20 protein-coding genes, 1 tRNA gene and 1 riboswitch are annotated in these 19,713 nt (G+C 63.6%); of the genes, 10 read left to right on the forward strand and 11 right to left on the reverse strand.

The features are described from left to right. Nucleotides 1-226: 226 nt before the first annotated feature. A tRNA-Ser gene (locus LDN70_RS03850) sits at nucleotides 227-316 on the reverse strand. Between the two features lie 127 nt (nucleotides 317-443). On the opposite strand from LDN70_RS03850, the gene LDN70_RS03855 reads away from it, so the two are divergent. The 3 genes from LDN70_RS03855 (at nucleotide 444) to LDN70_RS03865 (ending at nucleotide 2,859) form a co-directional block, all read left to right on the forward strand. Beyond that, the gene (locus LDN70_RS03855; protein WP_223941792.1) at nucleotides 444-1,454 is read left to right on the forward strand and encodes a zinc-dependent alcohol dehydrogenase; all 1,011 of its coding nucleotides are present in this window, start codon (nucleotides 444-446) and stop codon (nucleotides 1,452-1,454) included. Further along, nucleotides 1,455-1,853: a 6-pyruvoyl trahydropterin synthase family protein gene (locus tag LDN70_RS03860; RefSeq protein ID WP_166842906.1), complete on the forward strand. Its 399-nt coding sequence runs from the start codon at nucleotides 1,455-1,457 to the stop codon at nucleotides 1,851-1,853. 184 nt (nucleotides 1,854-2,037) lie between these two features. Beyond that, nucleotides 2,038-2,859 (forward strand): glycosyltransferase family 4 protein, encoded by an 822-nt coding sequence (locus LDN70_RS03865; protein ID WP_223942591.1) that lies wholly within the window; start codon nucleotides 2,038-2,040, stop codon nucleotides 2,857-2,859. Between the two features lie 21 nt (nucleotides 2,860-2,880). Here the strand turns inward: LDN70_RS03865 and LDN70_RS03870 are convergent, their stop codons facing one another. Further along, entirely contained in the window at nucleotides 2,881-3,393 is a 513-nt protein-coding gene (locus LDN70_RS03870; protein ID WP_223941793.1) for a nucleoside deaminase, read from the reverse strand. A gap of 22 nt (nucleotides 3,394-3,415) precedes the next feature. On the opposite strand from LDN70_RS03870, the gene upp reads away from it, so the two are divergent. Genes upp through LDN70_RS03890 form a run of 4 tightly spaced genes read left to right on the forward strand, consistent with a single transcriptional unit; the run spans nucleotide 3,416 to nucleotide 6,656 of the window. Then, nucleotides 3,416-4,051 carry a uracil phosphoribosyltransferase gene (gene upp, locus LDN70_RS03875; RefSeq protein ID WP_142936625.1) on the forward strand — a complete coding sequence of 212 codons (636 nt, stop codon included), beginning with the start codon at nucleotides 3,416-3,418 and terminating at the stop codon, nucleotides 4,049-4,051. Nucleotides 4,052-4,097: 46 nt separating this feature from the next. Then, entirely contained in the window at nucleotides 4,098-4,475 is a 378-nt protein-coding gene (locus LDN70_RS03880) for a glyoxalase superfamily protein (RefSeq protein WP_142936624.1), read from the forward strand. 45 nt (nucleotides 4,476-4,520) lie between these two features. Further along, on the forward strand, nucleotides 4,521-5,213 hold the full coding sequence (locus LDN70_RS03885; protein WP_223941794.1) for an HAD-IA family hydrolase: 693 nt from the start codon (nucleotides 4,521-4,523) through the stop codon (nucleotides 5,211-5,213). Nucleotides 5,214-5,264: 51 nt separating this feature from the next. Beyond that, on the forward strand, nucleotides 5,265-6,656 hold the full coding sequence (locus tag LDN70_RS03890; RefSeq protein WP_223941795.1) for a pyridoxal phosphate-dependent decarboxylase family protein: 1,392 nt from the start codon (nucleotides 5,265-5,267) through the stop codon (nucleotides 6,654-6,656). Nucleotides 6,657-6,671: 15 nt separating this feature from the next. On the opposite strand, the gene LDN70_RS03895 is transcribed toward LDN70_RS03890, so the two are convergent. The 4 genes from LDN70_RS03895 to LDN70_RS03910 form a co-directional block, all read right to left on the reverse strand. Further along, on the reverse strand, nucleotides 6,672-7,508 hold the full coding sequence (locus tag LDN70_RS03895; protein WP_223941796.1) for a glycosyltransferase: 837 nt from the start codon (nucleotides 7,506-7,508) through the stop codon (nucleotides 6,672-6,674). Nucleotides 7,509-7,719: 211 nt separating this feature from the next. After that, complete coding sequence (locus LDN70_RS03900; protein ID WP_223941797.1) at nucleotides 7,720-8,583, reverse strand: aggregation-promoting factor C-terminal-like domain-containing protein; 864 nt, start codon at nucleotides 8,581-8,583, stop codon at nucleotides 7,720-7,722. Between the two features lie 5 nt (nucleotides 8,584-8,588). Next, nucleotides 8,589-8,745, reverse strand: a riboswitch (cyclic di-AMP (ydaO/yuaA leader). Between the two features lie 98 nt (nucleotides 8,746-8,843). Further along, entirely contained in the window at nucleotides 8,844-10,391 is a 1,548-nt protein-coding gene (locus tag LDN70_RS03905; protein WP_502773761.1) for a sensor histidine kinase, read from the reverse strand. 3 nt (nucleotides 10,392-10,394) lie between these two features. Then, nucleotides 10,395-11,135 (reverse strand): response regulator transcription factor, encoded by a 741-nt coding sequence (locus LDN70_RS03910; protein WP_223941799.1) that lies wholly within the window; start codon nucleotides 11,133-11,135, stop codon nucleotides 10,395-10,397. A 624-nt stretch (nucleotides 11,136-11,759) separates the two neighbouring features. Here LDN70_RS03910 and LDN70_RS03915 point away from each other — a divergent pair. Continuing rightward, nucleotides 11,760-12,626 (forward strand): winged helix-turn-helix domain-containing protein, encoded by an 867-nt coding sequence (locus tag LDN70_RS03915; RefSeq protein WP_142936617.1) that lies wholly within the window; start codon nucleotides 11,760-11,762, stop codon nucleotides 12,624-12,626. 175 nt (nucleotides 12,627-12,801) lie between these two features. Continuing rightward, nucleotides 12,802-13,326 carry a SixA phosphatase family protein gene (locus LDN70_RS03920; protein WP_142936616.1) on the forward strand — a complete coding sequence of 175 codons (525 nt, stop codon included), beginning with the start codon at nucleotides 12,802-12,804 and terminating at the stop codon, nucleotides 13,324-13,326. Between the two features lie 61 nt (nucleotides 13,327-13,387). On the opposite strand, the gene LDN70_RS03925 is transcribed toward LDN70_RS03920, so the two are convergent. Then, nucleotides 13,388-14,305: a LysR family transcriptional regulator gene (locus LDN70_RS03925; RefSeq protein WP_166842898.1), complete on the reverse strand. Its 918-nt coding sequence runs from the start codon at nucleotides 14,303-14,305 to the stop codon at nucleotides 13,388-13,390. 72 nt (nucleotides 14,306-14,377) lie between these two features. On the opposite strand from LDN70_RS03925, the gene LDN70_RS03930 reads away from it, so the two are divergent. Next, nucleotides 14,378-15,292, forward strand: a complete 915-nt coding sequence (locus tag LDN70_RS03930; protein WP_502773762.1) for an EamA family transporter — start codon at nucleotides 14,378-14,380, stop codon at nucleotides 15,290-15,292. A 51-nt stretch (nucleotides 15,293-15,343) separates the two neighbouring features. On the opposite strand, the gene LDN70_RS03935 is transcribed toward LDN70_RS03930, so the two are convergent. From LDN70_RS03935 to LDN70_RS03950, 4 genes are all read right to left on the reverse strand, one after another. Beyond that, nucleotides 15,344-16,033 carry a hypothetical protein gene (locus LDN70_RS03935; RefSeq protein WP_223941801.1) on the reverse strand — a complete coding sequence of 230 codons (690 nt, stop codon included), beginning with the start codon at nucleotides 16,031-16,033 and terminating at the stop codon, nucleotides 15,344-15,346. A gap of 147 nt (nucleotides 16,034-16,180) precedes the next feature. Beyond that, the gene (locus LDN70_RS03940) at nucleotides 16,181-16,840 is read right to left on the reverse strand and encodes a TetR/AcrR family transcriptional regulator (RefSeq protein WP_223941802.1); all 660 of its coding nucleotides are present in this window, start codon (nucleotides 16,838-16,840) and stop codon (nucleotides 16,181-16,183) included. After that, a complete protein-coding gene (locus LDN70_RS03945; RefSeq protein ID WP_223941803.1) occupies nucleotides 16,837-18,873 on the reverse strand; it encodes a YhgE/Pip domain-containing protein in 2,037 nt (678 codons plus the stop codon). Before LDN70_RS03945 ends, LDN70_RS03940 begins: the two co-directional genes overlap by 4 nt. Continuing rightward, entirely contained in the window at nucleotides 18,870-19,691 is an 822-nt protein-coding gene (locus tag LDN70_RS03950) for a P-loop NTPase family protein (RefSeq protein ID WP_223941804.1), read from the reverse strand. The genes LDN70_RS03945 and LDN70_RS03950 overlap by 4 nt, the downstream gene beginning before the upstream one ends. Nucleotides 19,692-19,713 lie beyond the last annotated feature (22 nt).

The following is a 19,713-nucleotide window of genomic DNA, read 5'->3' on the forward strand; positions in this document are numbered from 1 at the left end:
TCAACGTTGTCTGGGATACCCAGGGCCTTACTAGGCCACAGCTCTTCGGCGATGACCTTGGATGTCTACGCAGACCTATTCGACGGCGACCTTGATTCCTTGTCGGACGCTTTAGATCACGCCGTTTCACAATCGACTGTGGGCAAAATGTGGGCAGACGCATAGCTTGGGCAAAGCAAAAGGCCCCGCATCCCTCATAAACAAAGGGAAGCAGGGCCTTTCTCATTGGCGGTGACGGTGGGATTTGAACCCACGTTGGCTTTTACACCAAACAACATTTCGAGTGTTGCACCTTCGGCCGCTCGGACACGTCACCAACTGAAATAGGGTACCGGAGTTCAGCCCGGTTCCCCAAAACGAGGCCCCGCGGACCAGCGGGAAGAGCGAGCCCAAACACGCCCAACTTCCGTCCACAGCGCCCCAACGATAGATTCGTAAGCATCATGACGATTTCGCGGGAGCACGAACAAGAACACGAAGCCCACGCCTACTGGGTCACCGAGACGGGCGATGGTGAGCTGCGCCCGGAAGCCCTGCCAGCAAGGCAAGCAGGCGAAGCCCTCGTCAGAACCCTGTACTCAGGTGTCAGCCGAGGTACGGAGCGCGTGGTCCACGAGGGCCGCGTCCCGGAGCGAGTGGCTGACCTGATGCAGGCACCGCATCAGGAAGGCGACTTCCCTGGCCCGGTGAAGTACGGCTACCTGAACGTCGGCGTCGTGGAAGAAGGCCCGGATGAGTGGCTAGGGAAAACGGTCTTCACCCTGCACCCACACCAGGACCTCTATGTCATCCCTACAGACCAACTGACAGCCATCCCCGATGAAGTCCCTGCGAAACGCGCCGTTCTCACGGGCATCGTTGAGGTGGCCATCAACGCCCTCTGGGAAGCCGGGCCGAGGCTGGGAGACCGTGTCGCCGTCGTCGGTGGTGGTTTGGTGGGTGGCGTCTTGGCGACGCTCCTGCGGAAGTATCCGTTGGGCCGCCTGCAGTTGGTGGATGCGGATCCGGAGAAGCGGAAGCTGGCAGAAACCATCAACGTCGACTTCGTCGAACCAGTGAATGCAAAAAGCGACAACGACATCGTCTTCCATTGCTCCGCCTCCAACGAAGGTCTCAAGCTGAGCCTGCAATTGGCCGGCGATGATTCGGACGTGATCGAACTTTCGTGGTTTGCGGACAAGGAAGTCACCCTGCCGCTCGGCGAGGATTTCCACGCCCGCAGGCTGAACATCCGCTCCAGCCAGGTGGGCGCCGTGGCCCTGCCCAGGAGGCACCGGCGAAGCAACGCACAACGCCTCGAGCAAGCTGCAATCGAGCTGACGGATCCGCTCTTCGACACTTTCCTGACCAGTGAATGCTTGTTCCGGAACCTGCCCACCACACTGACACAACTGTTCGAACGGCCCGGCGGTTTCTGCCACGTGGTCGCCTACCCCCACCCGGAGGATAAATAGATGTTCAGCTTGACCGTCCGACGCCACTTCATGATCGCCCACAGCCTTCCCCGCGAAGCCTTCGGCCCGGCCCAGGGTCTCCACGGCGCCACGTTCGTGGCCGAGGTCACCTTCCGCCGTCCCAATCTCAATGACGACGCAATCGTCCTGGACATCGGTGCCGCCGGCGGCATCCTTGAGGAGGTGCTCGCGGACCTGAACTACAAGAACCTGGACGAGCACCCCGCCTTCAAGGGCAAACTCTCCACCACCGAATCGCTCGCGAAGCACATCGCCGACGCCATGGCCACCCAAATCCAGGACACCGCGGATGGTCCGGCACTCACCGGCATTGACGTGGTCCTCCGCGAAAACCCTGATGCTTGGGCGGGCTATTCGCTGGAGCTCCCGGTCAAGTAACCCGGTCAAGTAAGTGCGCATCCGCTTCCTGGTCCCGGGGAACGTCCGGCACGGCTCCGGCGGCAACAAGTACAACGCCAAGCTCGCCGGGCACCTGTCCGCTTTGGGCGCGGAAATAGAGACTGTAACGGTCGACGGCGACTGGCCGGTTGGCAGCCTCGCGGACCGGCAACGTTTTGCTGACATGCTCGACGGCGGCACAACAGTGATCGCCGACGGGCTGGTAGCGAGTGGGGCACCAGAGGCGATCGCTGGTGCCGTAGGTAAAGGGACCCCTGTGTGGATCCTGTCCCACATGGCGTTGGCGGACCACCCCGAGCGTGAGGCCAAGGCGTTGGCTGCCGCCACGGGAATCATCTGCCCCAGCGCCCATGCCGCAGCGGAACTGCGAACCAAGCATGGGCAACAGGACATCGTCATCGCTACGCCCGGGGCCGACAAAGCAGACCCCGCCAAGGGTTCGCAGCCACCGCATATCGTCGCCGTCGCAGCATTGCTGCCCAATAAGAGCCAGACACTCTTGGTGGAGGCGCTGAGCGAGATACGTGACGAACCGTGGACAGCAGCCCTCATCGGCTCCAACGACGCTGACCCGAGGTACGCAGCCGAGGTGAGGGACGCCGTCGAGCATCACGTGCTCCAAGACCGCATCAGCGTCACCGGAGAGTTGACCGGCGAGGCTCTTGAAGATCAGTGGCGCAGGGCTGACCTCAGTGTCCTTATTTCACGCTCCGAAAGCTATGGAATGGCGGTGTCGGAGTCGTTGGCTCATGGCATCCCCGTGCTTGTGCGGCAGGGGACAGGAGCAGAGGAAGCCCTGGGTGACACAGGGGCGGGCGCGGCGCTGGATCTGCAGGAAACCGGCCTGCTCACCAACACCCTCAGGAACTGGCTCGCCAACCCCGCACTCCAAGAGCGTTGGCGCAACAGCGCACTCCGAGCCCGGGACCACCTCCAAGGCTGGGACACCACCGCAGCCACCGTCCTTGAGGCCCTCCAACGCTGAAGCCCTCCAACGCACTACGAGCTAGGGCAACCGGTGTGAAGCGAAAAAGTCCTTGAGCAGGCCCGCGCATTCCTCCTCGCGAACACCCGCGTACACCTCTACCCAGTGGTTGAGGCGGCGCTCGCGAAGGATATCGAAAACAGACCCTACGGCTCCGGCTTTCTCGTCCCACGCCCCGAACACCACCCGCGGAATCCGGGCCAGGACAATTGCCCCGGCACACATGGCGCACGGCTCAAGGGTGACCACCAAGGTGCAATCCTCAAGCCGCCAGCCGTCGCCCGAGCCGCCCGCATCGTGAGCGCGCTGACGCAGCGCAGCGGCAGCTTCGCGGATGGCCACCACCTCAGCGTGGGCGGTCGGGTCTCCATGAGCCTCCCGTTCGTTGCGGCCAGAACCCAGCACGCCGCCGTCGGGCCCCAACACCACGGCGCCAATGGGGACGTCGTCAGTTTGCAACGCCAACCGGGCCTCGTCCAGGGCAAGGCCCATCCAGGCCAGGTGATCTGCGTGATACGGCTCGGTGGCGCTCATGTCTCAATGATAGTTTTGGGGGATGCGCACACTCGTCGTGGACCACCCGCTGGTCGCTCACAAGCTCACCGTTCTGCGGGATAAGAACACTCCTTCACCGGTCTTCCGGCAGCTCACTGAAGAACTCGTCACCCTCCTGGCCTATGAAGCCACCCGCGAGGTCAAGACTCAGCCAGTGGAGATTGAAACCCCCGTCACCACCACCATTGGCACGGCTTTCACCAAGCCCACGCCGCTGGTGGTCCCCATCCTGCGCGCAGGCCTCGGCATGCTGGAGGGCATGACCAAGCTGGTCCCCACCGCTGAAGTGGGCTTCCTGGGCATGGCCCGGGACGAGGAAACGCTGGACATCATCACGTACGCCGAGCGCCTCCCCGAGGACCTCACCGGCCGCCAGATCTTTGTCCTGGACCCTATGCTCGCAACTGGCGGCACCTTGCGCGAGGCCATCAAGTTCCTCTTCAAGCGCGGCGCCTCGGACGTCACCTGCATCTGCCTGCTGGCTGCTCCGGAAGGACTGGCAAAGCTGGAAGAAGAGCTCGCAGACGCCAACGTGAAGGTAGTTCTGGCTTCCATTGACGAGAAGCTCAACGAGAAGTCGTACATTGTGCCCGGCCTGGGCGACGCCGGCGACCGCCTCTACGGCGTGGCGGGCTAAGGGAGCCCCCTACCGGTTTTCGTCGGGCTTGGTTAGCCTGTGGCGCATGGACTGGAAACTTGAACTGGTATTTGTACCTGTCTCCGACGTCGACCGCGCGAAGGATTTCTACGTAAACAAGGTTGGTTTCAATGCCGACTTCGATGAGCGTCCCACTGATGGCATCCGCTTCGTTCAGCTGACGCCTCCGGGTTCTGCGTGCTCCATCGCTATCGGTGAGGGCCTCACCGACGCCCCTCCAGGCTCGGCGCCCAATCTGCAAGTGGTAGTGGCTGACATCAATAAGGCGCATGATCACCTCAAGGCCAACGGTGTGGATGTTAGCGACGTCGACGTCCAGGATTGGGGCCACTTTGTCTACTTCGCGGACCCTGACGGCAACCAGTGGGCGGTGCAGTACCTGCCTCAGAGGCCCAACGGCTAAGTCACACTTCGCCGGGTGGCAGACAGCGTGCGGCAGGATGGAACCATGAGCCATCCTGCCGAACCCGCTCTCCCCGCTGAGACGTCTACGTTGACCGCCCGCGCCATCCTCTTTGACATGGACGGCACACTGGTTGATTCAACAGCGATCGTGGAGCAGGTGTGGTCCGAGTTCGCCGACCGCTACGGCTTGGATTTCGACGAGATCCTCCGCACCTCCCACGGCGTCCAAGCCGGCGACACCGTGCGCCGGTACGCGCCCGCCGGTGCTGACTTTGAAGCTTTGACCGCTGAGCTTGGCGAGATGGAACGGTCCCGGACGGATGGCGTGATCGCCCTCCCCGGCGCGGCAGCCGTGCTGGCCGCGCTGCCCGATGAAGCGATCGCGCTTGTCACCTCCGCCGACAGCATCCTTGCCGGGATCCGCATGGAGGCGGCCGGGCTCGCCATGCCGTCCACCGCGGTCACCGCCGAGTCAGTCACCCGCGGTAAGCCGCACCCGGAGGGGTACCTTAAGGCGGCGGCGCTCCTGGGAGCCGACCCGGCCGACGTCGTGGTTTTCGAAGACGCGCCTGCCGGTATTGCGGCGGCCCGTGCAGCGGGGATGCGGACCGTTGTGGTGGGCAAGGCCGGCGGCGAATTGGAACCGGGCATGTGGCGGATCCCGGACTACACCGCAGTGACGGTCACCGCAGTAAAGGACGACGACGGCGGGCACCTCCTGACGCTAACGCTCTAAGGTTTTCTGCCCGGTCTGTTCGGCGCAGTGAAGCGGGCGTAGGCTGTGCGCATGTCTGCGATGCCGGAGGCGTACGGTGCTGCATTGGAGCGGGCCATGGTCCACGCCGGTGACTGGCTTGCGTCTGTCCCTACCCGTTCTGTCCGTCCTTCCTCGGATGCCGATCAGGTGGCCGGGAGCATCCTGCCGCGTCTTCCGGCCGGAGCCACTGATGCCGCCGAAGTCATTGATGAGCTCGCCGCACTGGCTGAGCCCGGGCTCATGGCGATCCAGTCCGGTCGATTCTTTGGGTGGGTGATGGGCGGAACCCTCCCTGCTGCCATGGCCGCCGATTGGCTCGTCTCCGCCTGGGACCAGAACACAGGGCTCCGGTTCGCCACCCCCGCCGCCGCCGCGATTGAAGAATCTGCCGCCGCCTGGCTTTTGGACCTCCTGCACCTGCCCGCCACCGCCGACGTCGGATTCACCACTGGCGCCACCACCGCCAATTTCGTGGGGCTGGCGGCTGGCCGCCAGTACTTAATGGACGAGGCGGGCTGGGATCTGGAGGCTCTGGGACTTACCGGCGCGCCGCGCATCACAACCTTTGCAGGACGGGAACGGCACGCCGCCGTCGATCTCGCGTTGCGGTACCTGGGCTTGGGCGCATGCGTTCCGGTAGACGCCGACGACGAGGGCAGGATATTTCCCGATGCCTTGGCCGATGCCATGGATCAGCAGCCGGGGCCATCCTTGGTTTGCCTGCAGGCCGGCAACCTCCACTCCGGTGCGTTTGATCCCATGGAGGAGGCCATAGCCGTGGCCCACGATCGCGGTGCATGGGTACATGTGGACGGCGCCTTTGGTTTGTGGGCCGTTGTGAGCCCAACGCTGCGTACCCGGCTGGCCGGTGTTGAGGACGCCGACTCGTGGGCAACGGACGCACACAAAACCCTGAACGTCCCCTACGACTGTGGCCTGGCAATCGTGGCCCGCCCGGAAGCCTTGAGGCGTGCTTTCAGTGTTCACACCAGTTACCTGATAGCCACTGATGCCGGACCGGGGGACCCTTTCGAGAAAGTTCCGGAGATGTCCCGCCGCGCCCGCGGCATTCCGGTGTGGGCGGCACTGAGGCAGCTGGGCCGGGACGGCGTGATTTCCATGGTGGACCGTCTTGCGGCAAATGCCCGTGCTTTGGCTGAAGGACTATCCGCGATCCCGGGAGTGGAAGTGCTTAACGACGTCGTGTTCACGCAGGTCTCCGTGAGTTTCGGCAGTGACGATCGCACGCACCGCATCACCCAGCGGCTCATGGCCGAGGGCGCGGTGTGGATGTCCGGTTCGTCATGGCGAGGACGTGAGATCCTGCGGATCTCTGTGAGCAACTGGACCACGGACGCTGGAGATGTGGCCGCGTCCATCGCGGCCGTACGGGGCGCGGTGGAGGCTGAACCGGAGGCGTAGCGCTCTTCGGAAAGTTCAGTGCCGGTGAGGGCCCCGGCCCAGTTCGGCGCGAAGCCCGGCGATGGGAATTGTCCCGCGGCGCAGTTTGCGGGTCAGCCCCGCCAACCCTTTGAGGTCGGTCAAAAGGGTACGTACGACGTCGACACTTGAGTCGGGATTGTCGCTCCAGTCCACCGGCACCTCATGAATGCGCAGAGCGGAGCGGTCAGCGATGATCAGCAGTTCGGTGTCGAAAAACCATGCTTCATCGCGGGTGTAGGGGAGCAGCTGGCGGGCGACGTCGGCACGAATGGCTTTGAACCCGCACTCAGCATCGGAGAAGCGCGCTCCCGTCAGGACGCGCAACAGAAAATTGTAGGCGCGTGCAATGACGTCACGGTGGTGGCTAAATGTCCCGTGCGAAGCCTTTGCCAGACGCGTGCCGACAGCGAGGTCTGAGTGGCCCGACATCAGCGGGGCCAGAAGAGGAGCCACGGCCGAAAGGTCGAAGGACAGGTCCAGGTCTATATAGGCAAGCAGCGGTGACGCGGAGGACAACCAGATCTTACGGAGGGAGTTTCCGCGGCCCCTTCGATCAAGACGGACCACCATAAGCTCGGGGAATTCCCTCGCCAGGCGTTCGGCGATCCGCAGGGTGCCGTCCGTGCTGGCGTTGTCCACCACAGTGATCCGGAAGGTGTGCGGAAGAGTGTCTGCAAGGTGCCCGTGCAGCCTGCGAAGGTTTTCTTCCAGGCGGACTTCCTCGTTGAACACGGGTATGGCGATGTCCAGGACGGGAGCCAGCGCGGGTGTGCTGGCGGGAGTGCCTTGCACCGTCCGATGCAGTGCTGGCCGGGGAGCTGTGAGCGTCATATATCCAGCATGCGACGGCCGATTATGTGGGCTTTAGGCGGAGGCTGTGACCGCGCTGTGAACCATGGGCAGCGCCTGTGAACCACGGGTGGCGCCTGTGAACCACGGGTGGCGCCTGTAAAACAGCAAAAGCCGCATCCGTTCCCGCCATCCGCTCCAGTGGGTACTGGGGCGGACGGCGGGAACGGGCGCGGCAATGAAGCGGTCTGGCTTAGTACCAGTTGTTGGCCAAGTGGAAGCCCAGAGCGGCGGACGGGGATCCGTAGCGCTCCTTGATGTAGTTCAGGCCCCACTTGATCTGGGTCTGGTAGTTGGTCTGCCAGTCAGCACCAGCGGAGGCCATCTTGCCGGCCGGGAGGGACTGGACAATGCCATACGCGCCGCTGGAAGCGTTGGTGGCAGTTGTCCTCCAGTTGGATTCCTTCTCCCACAGGGTGTTCAGTGCGGTCATCTCAGCTGCGCTCCAGCCGTAGTTGCCCAGGATGCTGGCGGCGTAGGCCTTGGCAGCGGCGGGGTCGTCCACGGCTTTCGGGGCGGCTGCGGCAGCTGCAGCTTCCGCAGCGGCGGCGGCAGCAGCGGCGTCGGCGGCTTGCTTGGCTGCAGCGTCAGCGGCAGCCTTCTCAGCTGCGGCTTGGGCGGCAGCGGCGTCGGCGGCTTGCTTGGCTGCAGCGTCAGCGGCAGCCTTCTCAGCAGCGGCCTGGTCAGCGGCAGCCTTGTCGGCAGCGGCCTTCTCAGCAGCTGCCTTGTCCGCGGCAGCCCGGTCAGCTGCGCCCTTGGCGGCGGCAGCATCCAAGGAAGCGGAGATATCAGCTGACTTGTTGGCGCTGACCTGGGCAGCAGCCTGGGTCCCGGCAACGCGGCTCGCCTCAGGGAGAGTCAACGCGGCGTTTGCGGCGGTTCCGAGCGATGCAACACCCAGTGCGGCTGCTACAACGCCGGCTACGACTGACATGCGGTGGCCGGACTTACCCTGGCGGGCAGCGTTCTTGAGGACGGACTGCGACTTGGTGAGCGGTGCGTTGTGTTCGTCGCGGTGACGCGCAGAAGGGCGCGTCTGATCGTTAAATTCAGACATGTTGTGTGACCTCTCAGCGCCTGCGGAGTTAGCTGTCGGGTTCGGATGAGGTCATCCGGCCGCGCGTCACGCTGCGGCTTCACCCCTAGGGCGGCACATTGCCAGGCCCGGAGACTGTGGGTCCCCCGTCTCTGCCTCAAAGAAGAACGGACTCCGGGAAGTGGCAGAGCTCGGCGCATCCCGGATGTGGGTCCTTGGGGAAACCCACCCTTTCGACGGTACAGGAGGTTTCTTCAGAAGTCACATTTAGGTAACAGAGATCACGATGCCGGTGAGTCGCCTTGCAGGCTTGCCTGACTCTCTCCGGTGCTTACCGTGGGAAGTCGCAGCGCGAACTCGGTGCGCCCGGGCCTGGACGTCACCTCCACGGTGCCACCATGGGCGGCAACAATCGAATCCACAATGGAAAGGCCCAGTCCGGAGGTGCCTTCAGAACCCGATCTCGCGGCATCAGCGCGGGCAAAACGGGAGAAGATCCGGCCTTGGAAATCGACCGGAATGCCCGGGCCGTTGTCCGTCACTGTGACCACTGCGCTGCCATCAGCGGAGAGCATGACGCCTGTTACCACGGTGGTGCCGGGATCGGTGTGTTTGCGCGCGTTGGACAGCAGGTTGGCGAGCACCTGGTGCAATTGCGTTACATCGCCGCGGACTGTGACAGGCTCATCGGGGAGCTGGAGGTGCCAGATGTGATCCGGCGCCATGACCTTCTCATCGCTGACGGTTTCGATCACCAACTGGGTCAGGTCAACGTCCTCGACTTTCACGGGCTGCCCCTCGTCCAAGCGCGCCAGCAGCAGCAGGTCCTCAACCAGCGTGGTCATGCGCTCCGATTGGCTTTGGACCCTTGCCAGCGACTTGCGGCCATCGTCGGTGAAGGTCTCGGTCATCCTCAGCAACTCCGTGTAGCCGCGGATCGCGGTGAGCGGTGTGCGGAGTTCGTGTGAGGCATCAGCGACGAACTGACGCACCTTGGTTTCGCTTTCCTGCCGTGCTTCCAATGCACTGGCGACGTTCTCCAGCATCTGGTTCAGAGCATGGCCAACGCTTCCAACTTCCGTTCCGGGATGAGCGGTCGACGGCGGTACGCGTACCGCAAGTGCCACCTCCCCGGCGTCGAGGGGGAGGCGCGAAACCTTGGTGGCAACCTCGGAGAGCTGCTCAAGCGGCCGCATGGTCCGCCGGATGATTACTGTTCCGGCGAGGCCGATCAGTACCAATCCGCCCAACGAAACCAACACCATGGTCCACACCAGCGAGGCCTCGGCGCTTTGCTTGTCCGCCAAGGGCAGCCCCGTCACGATCACATCACCGTAGGTGTCCACTGCCACCAGCCGGTAGTCACCATTGGACAGGGATCGATCCACCGGCACGTTGTCCTTGGGGAGCGACAACAGGACCTGCTCATCGGCTGCGGAAAGTGAAACGCGGTTGCCTTGGGCGTCGATGAGCCCCGAACTCCTCACGGTTGAGCCGTCGATCCTCGCGTTGAGCGTTCCCGCGGCCTGGCCGCGCGCCTCCAGCGGGTCAGGCCTTCCGGAGGGGTTCGTGGGAAAGTTCGACGGCGGCCTGCCGAAGTCGGTCGCGCGGCTGGACGCCTGCTCCAATTGCCTATCGAGCTGCCTGTTGAAGACCATGTCCATGGACGCGTAGCTGACAATGCCCACGGCTCCGCAGATGGCCACCAGGAGCGCCATGGCCACCAGGACCAGGCGTGTCCGCAGGTGCCAGGTGGACGGGTTCAGCCAGCTGCGCTGTGGATTTCCGGGAATACGGGAGCTTTTGGCCACTCCTGACAGTGTGCTCAACGCCTAGTCCGCTGGCTTGATGACGTACCCGGCGCCACGGATGGTGTGGATCATGGGCGGATGGTTGGCTTCGATCTTCTTGCGTAGGTAGGAGATGTACAGTTCCACGATGTTGGCCTGGCCACCGAAGTCGTAGTCCCACACCCGGTCCAGAATCTGGGCTTTGCTGACCACTCGTTTGGGGTTTTCCATGAGGTAGCGCAAAAGTTCAAACTGGGTGGCGGTGAGCGGGATGTCCTCGCCGGCCCGGGTGACTTCGCGGGTGTCCACGTTCAGCGTGAGATCTCCCACCACAAGCTCGGCAGTGTCCATGGCCGCCACCCCGGAACGCTGGACCAGACGGTGGAGGCGTAGGAGGACCTCTTCCATGCTGAAGGGCTTGGTGACGTAGTCGTCCCCTCCGGCGGCGAGCCCAACGATCCGATCCTGTACGGCGTCCTTGGCGGTGAGGAACAGTGCGGGAACTTCCGGGGCGAAGGTGCGGATGCGATTGAGGACCTCCACGCCGTCGAAGCCGGGCAGCATGACGTCCAGGACCAGCACGTCAGGGCGAAAGTCCTTGGCCAGTTTTACGGCCCCGGGCCCGTCCCCGGCCACTGCCACGGACCAGCCCGCCATTCGAAGTCCCATGCTCATGAGCTCGGCGAGGCTGGGTTCATCGTCCACCACAAGGGCGCGGATGGGGGAGCCGTCCGGATGGGAGAGCTGGGGAAGGTTGTTGGTCATGGAGTGCGAGGAGGCCATGGGACAACTCTCCGTTCTGCTGGTTAGCCAGCGCTTTGCCGGTCCTGTGAAGACGCTGTGAACCCAACACTAGCGAGAGAGCTGTTTCTACAGCTTGTAGCAGATTTTTTCGGGAAATTTGTTGAACCGCCATTTAGTGTGATTGGACAGCAACTGTTTCAGATCGTGAGATTCCGCCGCATGCCCGTTCGTGGGAACCGACGCGGCACTCTGGCCAGATTCACCGAAGAAAATTCACATAATGGCGAATATTCCCGGCTGTGGTCGAATGAAATGCCATTCATTTATAGGCCGGGCTGAATTGTGATTTGCGGCACAATAGACCTCAACGTCTCAAAATGTGGACGGTTCGACGCTTTGTTACTTGCGTGTTGCCATTGTTACGTTGCACACTTCCAATGTGAACAAGAACTCAACAGCACCTGCAGCCGCAGCAACCTGGCCCAGCGAACCCGCTGGCCATGATGACCGCTGTTGTCGAATGCAAGCCTAACTTTCCACCCCAAGAAGTTTCAGGCATTCGCCCCCTAGCCCAGCGTTGGGCGCCCCTCCCCAAACTCATTGCGGGGACAATCAGCATTCGAAGCCGCGATGACGGCTATTCACTTTTGAGGTAAGCACTCCATGTCAGTTGCATCTGGATACGTCCACATCTCCGTCCGTAACGCCAACAAGGCAGCGTCAAACGCAGGGCTTCGCCCCGGCTTCGGCAGCCGCCCCGGCTACTCTCCGGCTCCCCAAGGCGCCGGGCAGCAGGCCCCCGGCTATGTGCCCCAGGGCTACAACCCCAACTCCTACGGCCAGTTGCGCGCAGTCCCCACGGCAGAGCCGGCACCCATGACTGCACCCACTCCTGTGATTGCCCAGTCGGACAAACTCCGCCCCGTCGCCAACGACAACGTGGCCCGCGGATTTGTCCTGTACATGGGAATTGACGAAGAAACTGCTGCCGCTGCAGGAACATCCATCGCCAAGCTCGCCCAGGAAATCCGGGCCTACGCCCAGTCCCTCGTGACCGGCGCGGAAAGCTATGCCGCCGTCGCAGTGGCCCCCGCCGGGGCACCCGGGTCAGCCCTCGACGTCGTGCGTTCCACGTTCGGTGACCCCACTGTTGCCGCACGCCAGCGCACCGAAGCTGCCCGTCCGGCGCCGCAGCAGGAATCCCGTCCGTCCGGCGTGCTGATTGACCTCGCCCGCCGCGAAGTGCACCTGGATGGCGAATCGCTGAACCTGACGTTCAAGGAATTCGAACTCCTCAACTACCTCGTCGAAAACGGCACCCGCACCGTGGGCCGCGACGAACTGCTTGAGGGACTATGGCGCAACGCCGAAGAGGTACCCAACGAGCGCACCATCGACGTCCACATCCGGCGTCTCCGCTCCAAGCTCGGCCGCCTCGCCAACACGGTCCGCACGGTCCGCGGCCAGGGCTACCGTTTCTACGAGCACCCCGAAGTTATTGTCTGGGCCGCTCCGGAATACTCGATCTAAGCACCACGCAGCCCGGGAGAGTACTGGCCTCGGCGGGCGCCGGCGCTGCGTGCGGTTCTGACCCTCATTGATCTGCCAACAGCCCTTGGGCAACCACATCAGGTTGACCAAGGGCTGTTCTCTTCCCAAAGAAGGTCAGGGAGCCCCAGGAGCCCGCGGCGGATAGGGTTGGGTTATGAGTGACCATCACATTAAGCGCCTGGTGATCATGCGGCATGCCAAGGCTGATTGGCCTACCGGCGTGCCTGATCATGAGCGCCCCTTGGAGGAGCGCGGGCACCGGGAGGCTCCGCTGGCCGGCAAATGGTTGCTCCAGCAGGGCGTGGTGCCTGACTTCATTCTGTGCTCGTCAGCATTAAGAACCCGCCAGACCTGCACCTGGGTGTGCGACGAACTGGGCGACAAAGCACCGACGCCCAAACTTGAGGACGGCCTGTACTCCGCCTCGGCCAACCGCATGTTGACGGTCATCAACCACGTCCCGGACACTGTGACCACACTGATGGTGATCTCGCATATGCCTGGAGTCCAGGATCTGGCTATGCACTTGGCGTCCCGCGACTCTGACCACGACGCCTATATGGATGCCGCCACCAGGTACCCAACCAGTGCGTTGACGGTGATGGAAACGGAAAAATCGTGGGCTGAGCTGGACGGGCAGGATGCTCGGCTCACGCACTTCGCGGTTCCCCGCAAGTAGGTCCTGCGAAATAGCCGCTACGCCTTCGCCGTGCCCACTGTGTGGCCGTGATCGCTCCTGGTCACCCCTGTGGCAGGGGAAGTCCGCCCGCCACCTCGCGAAGCATTCGCACCGCGGTTCGGATGTTGGGGCTGGCGGTCATCGTCTTCCGGTACACCACGCCCACGGACCGTTGCTGCACTGGGTTGATCACCGGGATGGCAACCACGCCGGCGGGAAGCGGTGGCCTGCCGAGCCTCGGAACGAGTGCCACGGCCACGCCTTGTTCCACCATGGCGATGTGGGTGGAGAAGTCGGGATCGTAAACGCGGATATCGGGGACCTTGCCCAGCCCGGCAAAGATCTGCAGCAATGCTTCGTTGCAGATGGCTCCTGCCGGGGTGCTGATCCAGGTTTCGTTGAGTAGGTCTTCACGCTCGACGGCGGCACTTCCGGAAAGTGGGTGGGTGCTGTTGACGAGGACATCGGCTTGGTCGATGCAGAGGTCCTCAAGCACCAGGTTCTCCGGGATCACCAAGGGCACCGAGTTCCAGTTATGGACAACCGCGAGTTCCGCTTCGCCTGATGCCACTCTTTGTACAGCCTCGCGGGGATCCTCGGCCAGTACGGTGATGTCCAACGCGGAGTGGGCGGTGGCCATGCGCCCCAGCATCGGTCCCACCAGGCCTCGGCAGGCTGTGGAAAACGCAACGAGCCTCAGGAGGCCTGAAGGTTTCGCGGGATCGGCCAGCAGTGTGGCTTGGAGTTCTTCGAGCTCGCCCATGATCCGCCTGCCATAGCCCGCCAAAGCCAGGCCGCGTTCCGTGAGGAGCACCCCCCGGCCATTGCGTTCCAGCACGGTGACGCCGGTCTGCTTCTCAAGTTTCTTGATTTGCTGCGAAATGGCTGAAGGGCTGAAACCCATGACGTCCGAGGCCGCCACAACTGAGCCGTGCTGTTCCACGGCCACCAAGGCCCTCAGGGAGGAAATGTCGATCATGAAGCAAATCTACGCTGTTCCATGTTGAATTCAACGCTGGTGCTTCAACCAAAAGAAGGCCAGAGTGTACGTGTGAACCTTCGCCACTCCGCCCTTGCCGTGGTAGTTGCTGTCCTGTGGGGCATCAACTTCGTCGCGATAGACCTCGGCCTGCACACCAACGGCAGGGAAGTCCCGCCGCTGCTCTTCGTCGCCATGCGCTTCCTGCTGGTGGTCTTTCCCTTCATCCTGTTCATCCGCAAACCGGACGTGGGCTGGAAGGCGATTGTCGGCGTCGGGCTCTTCATGAGTGCCGGCCAATTCGGCCTCCTGTACTTGGGCATGGCCTTGGGAATGCCCGCAGGTTTGGCGTCCTTGGTACTTCAGGCGCAGGTTCTGTTCACCATTTTGCTGGCGGCGAGGTTCCTCGGTGAGAAGCCGAGCCGCCGCCAATTGGCGGGCGTGGCTCTGGGTATCGCAGGCTTGGCAGTAGTGGCGTTGGGGCGCAGCGCCGTGGCGCCGGTGCTTCCGCTCATGATTGTCCTGGCCGCGGCGTTGTCCTGGGCGATCGGCAACGTGGTGGCCCGGCATTCCAAAGCCGCCTCCGGGTTGGGCCTGGTGGTGTGGTCCGGTGCCGTGGTGCCGGTCCCGTTGGCTGGTTTGTCGCTGCTGGTGGACGGGCCGGGCATCGTGTGGGCCACTCTCACCGACCTGCAGCCCGCCACTATCCTGAGCGCCATCTATACGGCCGTGTTCGCGTCCCTGATTGGCTACGGCATCTGGAACCGGCTGTTGTCGCTGTACCCGAGCTCCGACGTCGTGCCCTTCACGCTGTTGGTCCCTGTGGTGGGGATGACGGCCGCGTGGCTTGTTTTGAACGAGATTCCCACACTGACCGAGATCCTCGGCGGGCTGATCCTCCTCCTGGGAGTTGCCACCGCCGTCCTGGGTGCCGGACGCAAAATCCGCCCGGAAACGGCCGTTGTGAGGCCCGCTCTGCGCCTATAGATCCCGCGTAAGCAAGCAGAGCGGGCCCCGCAACGCACGTTCGGAGGTGCGTTAGCGCTTCGGGGCCGGCTTGCGCTGGGCAGAAGCGCTCGACGCCGGCCGCTTGGCTGGCGTTGTTGGCGTACGCGGTGCGGGGCGCTTGACTGCAGGAGCCTTGGTTGCAGTGGGTGGCCGTGGGGACGAACCAGCCGGACGTTTGACAGGTGTGGCCGGACGGGAAGCTGGTTTGCGGGGCACCGGGGTTCGCTTCACCGGCGTCGAGGGGCGTTTGTGAGGCGCCGCAGCCCGCGAACCAAACGACGGCACCACTGCTCCGAGGAACAGCACCGCCAGCGTTCCGATGCCGGCTGCCACGGCCAAGTAGAAATAGATGTCCGAGTCCTGGGTGCTGGCCGGGATGGCCGGGCCGCCCAGTGCACCACTGCCGGCTGGAGCACCGCCGGCTTGAGCACCGCCGGCGGGAGCACTGCCCAGCGCAGCGGCGTCCTGGCTAAAAGCGATGCCCCACATCCGCAAGAACGCAATGCTGCACCCGATGAACAAGCTGGTGCCCACTGCGCCGAGCAGGATCACCAGATAGCGTCGGCGGTTGAACACTTGGATCAGGGACGCCAGGTAGCAGATCAGCACGGAGCCCAGGAACAGGTACAACACCAGTTCCTCCAGCACTACTGCGGCCAGCACTAACAGCCCGAGCGAGACGAACGCGGACACCACCGCAAGCTTCCCGCTGTTCCCCATGTGACGCATGAGGTTAATCATCGCCGACCAAGTGGCCACGCCACGCCGCTTCAGATTCCAATTGCGTACCGTTGCGAGGCCTCCTCTGCAGGGTTCGCGCGGGTTTAGGCCTGCAGAGCGGGCCTCACAACGCCAGGAGAGGCAGCGTTACTTGATGACGTACCCGTGCATGATGGTCATCACGGCCGCAACGCTTTGCTCGCGGGTGCGTTCCGGGTTGTACGTCTGCCGGTCCAGGCCCACCACGAAGATGGCACCGAAGATCGCCGCCTCCAAAGAACCCCGTGCAATCGATTCGTCCACCTTGTAGCCCGCCGCAACGCTCTCCACAGCCGAGCCAACCACGGCCAGAAGTTCAGCCCGGAGCTCGGCAAACACGGCACTCCACTCCCCGGGAGTGCGCCAGTTTTCGCTGACCCACAGCCGGGCGAAGGAGGGGTAGTCGTCCATGAACTCCATGGCCTGCCCCACCATGTTGGTCATGGACTCCAGGGGGTCGTTGCTGTTGCCCCGAACGTCCTGCAGCCGGACCAGCATGATGTCCACACCGTGCCGCAGCAACTGTGCGATCAGATCGGATTTGCTGCCAAAGTTGTAATAGACCGTTCCCTTGGACACCCCCGCAGCGGCCGCGATCTCATCCACGGTGACCCCCGCAGCGCCGCGCTCGCCGATCAGCTCCATGGAGGCCTCGAACAGGCGCTGCTTGGTGGCGTTGGTGCGGCCGGGACGTAGTTTTTTCCCGGCAGGGCCTGATTCGCCTCCCTGGGACTCGGCGGCGGAAGGGACCGGCTCGGTGGTGCTCATACTGCAATCTCCGGCTTCAGCGTCTTGAGGGTCCACATCTTGTGCTTGCGGACGGCTAGCGTTGACAGTGCCGCTCCCAGCAAAGTGTATCCAAGCAGACCCAGTACGGTGGGCCAGATCATGCTGAGGTCACCACCGTAGATCAGGTGTCGCATGCCGGTGACCACGTATCCCATGGGCAGGACCTCATGCACAACATGGAGCGGCATGGGGGTGGTCTGCCACGGGAACGTTCCGCCCGAGGAAACGAGCTGCAGCACCAACAGGATCAGAACCACGAACTTGCCGGGAGTTCCCATGAGCGCCACGATGCCTTGAATGATCGCGCTGAACGCCATCACGGCCGCCAGCATGAACAGCCACATTCCGATGGGATGCGCGGGGTTGAGGCCCAGGCCGAGGTCAACCACCAGGGTGAGGATGGTGGCTTGCAGCACCGAGACGACGAAGAACGGCAGCCAGCCTCCGACGGCGATTTTCCAGGCGGGGGCGTTCGAGGCCAAGGCCCGTTGGGTGATGGGCCGCATGGCCTGGACCAGCATGAACACGCCGATCCAGAGGGCCAGGGTCAGGAAGAAGGGTGCCAGCCCGGCGCCATAGGATCCGGCCTTGGCCTGGGACACGTTGTCCACGGCCACCGGGTCCGCGATCACCTTGGACACACTGTTCTTTTGCTCATCGTTGGGGTTGGGGATGTCTCCTGCGCCCTTCGCAAGCTCGGTGGCCAGGGTATGTGACCCATCGGATGCGGTCACTGCGCCGCTGGCGAGCTGGCCTGCACCGTCGTCCAGTTGGTGGGCACCGTCGTCGAGCTTGGCAGCGCCGTCCAAGGCGGTCTGCTGCCCGGCAGCCAACGTTGATGCGCCCGCGTTCAGCTGCCCGGCCCCGTCGGCGGCTTTCGAGATCGCGTCGGTCAGCGCTGGTGTGGCGGCGGCGAGCTTGGCTGCGCCTGCGCTCACAGCGGCTGAACCGTCGGAGAGCTGCTGGATTTTGGCGGCGTCCCCGGAAATCTTTGCCTTCGCATCGGTGACGGGGCCTGACGCTGCTGCGGCATCAAAGTCTGCCAGGACCTTGTCTGCCTGCTCCTGCGTCAGCACACCGGCCGTGACCAGCCGCGCGTTCGATTCGACCACGCGGTTGCGGAGGCCCTTATCTGCCGCTTCGAGCTGCCCGACGACGTCCTGGACTTTCGCGTTCTGCTCGGCGTTTCCGGCGGCTACTTGAGCCGCGCCATCAGCGAGTTTCTGCGAATCCGTTGGAAGGGTAGCGGTCTTGTTCCTGAGCTCCGTGAGGCCGGAACTGAGCTGGCCGGCACCGGTGTTCAGCTGTACGGCTCCATCGCGCAACTGGGTCTGCCCGGCCACGAGTTGGTCCGCGCCGGTAACCAGCTGGGTGGTGCCGGTGTGCAGTGTCGCGGCGCCGTCACTGAGTTTGCCAACGCCCGTGGCCAGCTCCGTGGCGCCGTCGGCGGCCTTCACAATGGAGGCGTGGATGGTGCCGAAGCCCGTGAGGAGCTGGTTGGCGGTTTCCTCGCCCACTTCCTTGGCCACCGTTGAATGCACGGCCGTTGTGAGCTTGTCCACGATGGTGCTCAGCAAGTAGTTGTTGGCATCGTTGGTGGTGACGTGCAGCATGGCCTGGTTGGCGGCGTCGAAACTCCCGGGGGAGACCAGGTTGGAGGAGAAATCCTTGGGGATGCGCAGGGCGAAGGCGTACTCACCCGTGCGAACGCCAGCATCTGCATCCTCGGCGCTGGACACCTGCTTCCAGTTGAAAACGTGGCCCTCAACCAGGCTGTCTGCCACCTTTTTGCCGGCCTGGAGTTCCGTGCCGTCTTTTGAGGTGGCACCCGTGTCTTCAACCACCAAGGCGGCGTCGATCTGGTTCAGGTTGCCGTACGGATCCCAGTTCGCGTAAAGGTACACGGCACCGTACAGCAACGGGACCATGGTCAGGGCGAGGATGGTCAGCTTGGGCAGGAGCCCGCCGGTCATGCGCTTGAGTTCGGAGCGGGCCAGCCGCAGAACAGTCACTTTGCAGTCCTTTGAAGGTTTTCGGATTCAGTGTGGGCAGCGGGTTTGAGGGCTGCGGATGTTTCGGGTGCCGGTTCGGCCGCGTGCTTGGCCTTGGGTTCGTCCGCTGTTTGGGGTTCGACGGCGGTTGCCGGCTCGGGCCGGGTGGCCTGCGGTGCGGCGGGCGTGGGTTCCACCTCCGGTTCAGGGGGATGCGTCACTGAGTTTCCGATCACCGCAGCGGCTCCGGTCCAGTTCTCCGGGAGGGCACCCACGACGGCGACGACGGCAAGCGGCCGCCCGGCGTCGGACGCCAATGCCTGAAGCCGGGGCAACCAAGCCGCGGGATCGGCACTGTGGCGGTCAGGGGAGTCCACTACAAGGAGGTCCGTGGCTGGATCAGCCAAGGCCAGCGCGGTGAGGAGTTCCAAGCGGCGGGCGGCCGGAATTTGTTCTATCCAGAGGCCGGCGATGTCTTCAAAGCTGTTGACCTTCAGCCACGGTTTACTCAGCAGTGCGCCGCGGTATCGCCGGGGAATCAGGGAGAGGTCCTCGGTGACGAGGTCGCGGACGCTGAGGTGTTGCTCGGGTTCGTTGACGCCGGGAGAGTCCACCAAGGCGCTGGCGAGGCGGATCTTCTTGGTCTTGGTGGTGTTGTCCCAGCTGAGGACGCCGTTGCTTGGCTTCATGCGGCCGCTCAAAGCCAACGCCAAAGCTGTCCGCTGGTCCTGGCCCTCTCCGGCGACGAGCAGGAGTTCGCCGCGGCGGACTTGAAGTGACGTTGCCGGGAGGAGATCGTCCCGGCGGCCGTTGATCTGAAGTTGCTGTACGGACAGCACAATGAAGCCTTTCGCAGAAATG

The organism is Arthrobacter sp. StoSoilB22 (assembly GCF_019977315.1).
Lineage (GTDB): Bacteria > Actinomycetota > Actinomycetes > Actinomycetales > Micrococcaceae > Arthrobacter.

What these genes read in the sequence shown, in the direction of transcription:
- LDN70_RS03940 (WP_223941802.1), bottom strand. Translation starts at nt 16,840, where the DNA reads ATGAGCACCACCGAGCCGGTCCCTTCCGCCGCCGAGTCCCAGGGAGGC.
- LDN70_RS03900 (WP_223941797.1), bottom strand. Translation starts at nt 8,583, where the DNA reads ATGTCTGAATTTAACGATCAGACGCGCCCTTCTGCGCGTCACCGCGAC.
- LDN70_RS03910 (WP_223941799.1), bottom strand. Translation starts at nt 11,135, where the DNA reads ATGGCCTCCTCGCACTCCATGACCAACAACCTTCCCCAGCTCTCCCAT.
- LDN70_RS03915 (WP_142936617.1), top strand. Translation starts at nt 11,760, where the DNA reads ATGTCAGTTGCATCTGGATACGTCCACATCTCCGTCCGTAACGCCAAC.
- upp (WP_142936625.1), top strand. Translation starts at nt 3,416, where the DNA reads ATGCGCACACTCGTCGTGGACCACCCGCTGGTCGCTCACAAGCTCACC.
- LDN70_RS03895 (WP_223941796.1), bottom strand. Translation starts at nt 7,508, where the DNA reads ATGACGCTCACAGCTCCCCGGCCAGCACTGCATCGGACGGTGCAAGGC.
- LDN70_RS03925 (WP_166842898.1), bottom strand. Translation starts at nt 14,305, where the DNA reads ATGATCGACATTTCCTCCCTGAGGGCCTTGGTGGCCGTGGAACAGCAC.
- LDN70_RS03855 (WP_223941792.1), top strand. Translation starts at nt 444, where the DNA reads ATGACGATTTCGCGGGAGCACGAACAAGAACACGAAGCCCACGCCTAC.
- LDN70_RS03870 (WP_223941793.1), bottom strand. Translation starts at nt 3,393, where the DNA reads ATGAGCGCCACCGAGCCGTATCACGCAGATCACCTGGCCTGGATGGGC.
- LDN70_RS03890 (WP_223941795.1), top strand. Translation starts at nt 5,265, where the DNA reads ATGTCTGCGATGCCGGAGGCGTACGGTGCTGCATTGGAGCGGGCCATG.
- LDN70_RS03860 (WP_166842906.1), top strand. Translation starts at nt 1,455, where the DNA reads ATGTTCAGCTTGACCGTCCGACGCCACTTCATGATCGCCCACAGCCTT.
- LDN70_RS03880 (WP_142936624.1), top strand. Translation starts at nt 4,098, where the DNA reads ATGGACTGGAAACTTGAACTGGTATTTGTACCTGTCTCCGACGTCGAC.
- LDN70_RS03920 (WP_142936616.1), top strand. Translation starts at nt 12,802, where the DNA reads ATGAGTGACCATCACATTAAGCGCCTGGTGATCATGCGGCATGCCAAG.
- LDN70_RS03935 (WP_223941801.1), bottom strand. Translation starts at nt 16,033, where the DNA reads ATGGGGAACAGCGGGAAGCTTGCGGTGGTGTCCGCGTTCGTCTCGCTC.
- LDN70_RS03885 (WP_223941794.1), top strand. Translation starts at nt 4,521, where the DNA reads ATGAGCCATCCTGCCGAACCCGCTCTCCCCGCTGAGACGTCTACGTTG.
- LDN70_RS03865 (WP_223942591.1), top strand. Translation starts at nt 2,038, where the DNA reads ATGCTCGACGGCGGCACAACAGTGATCGCCGACGGGCTGGTAGCGAGT.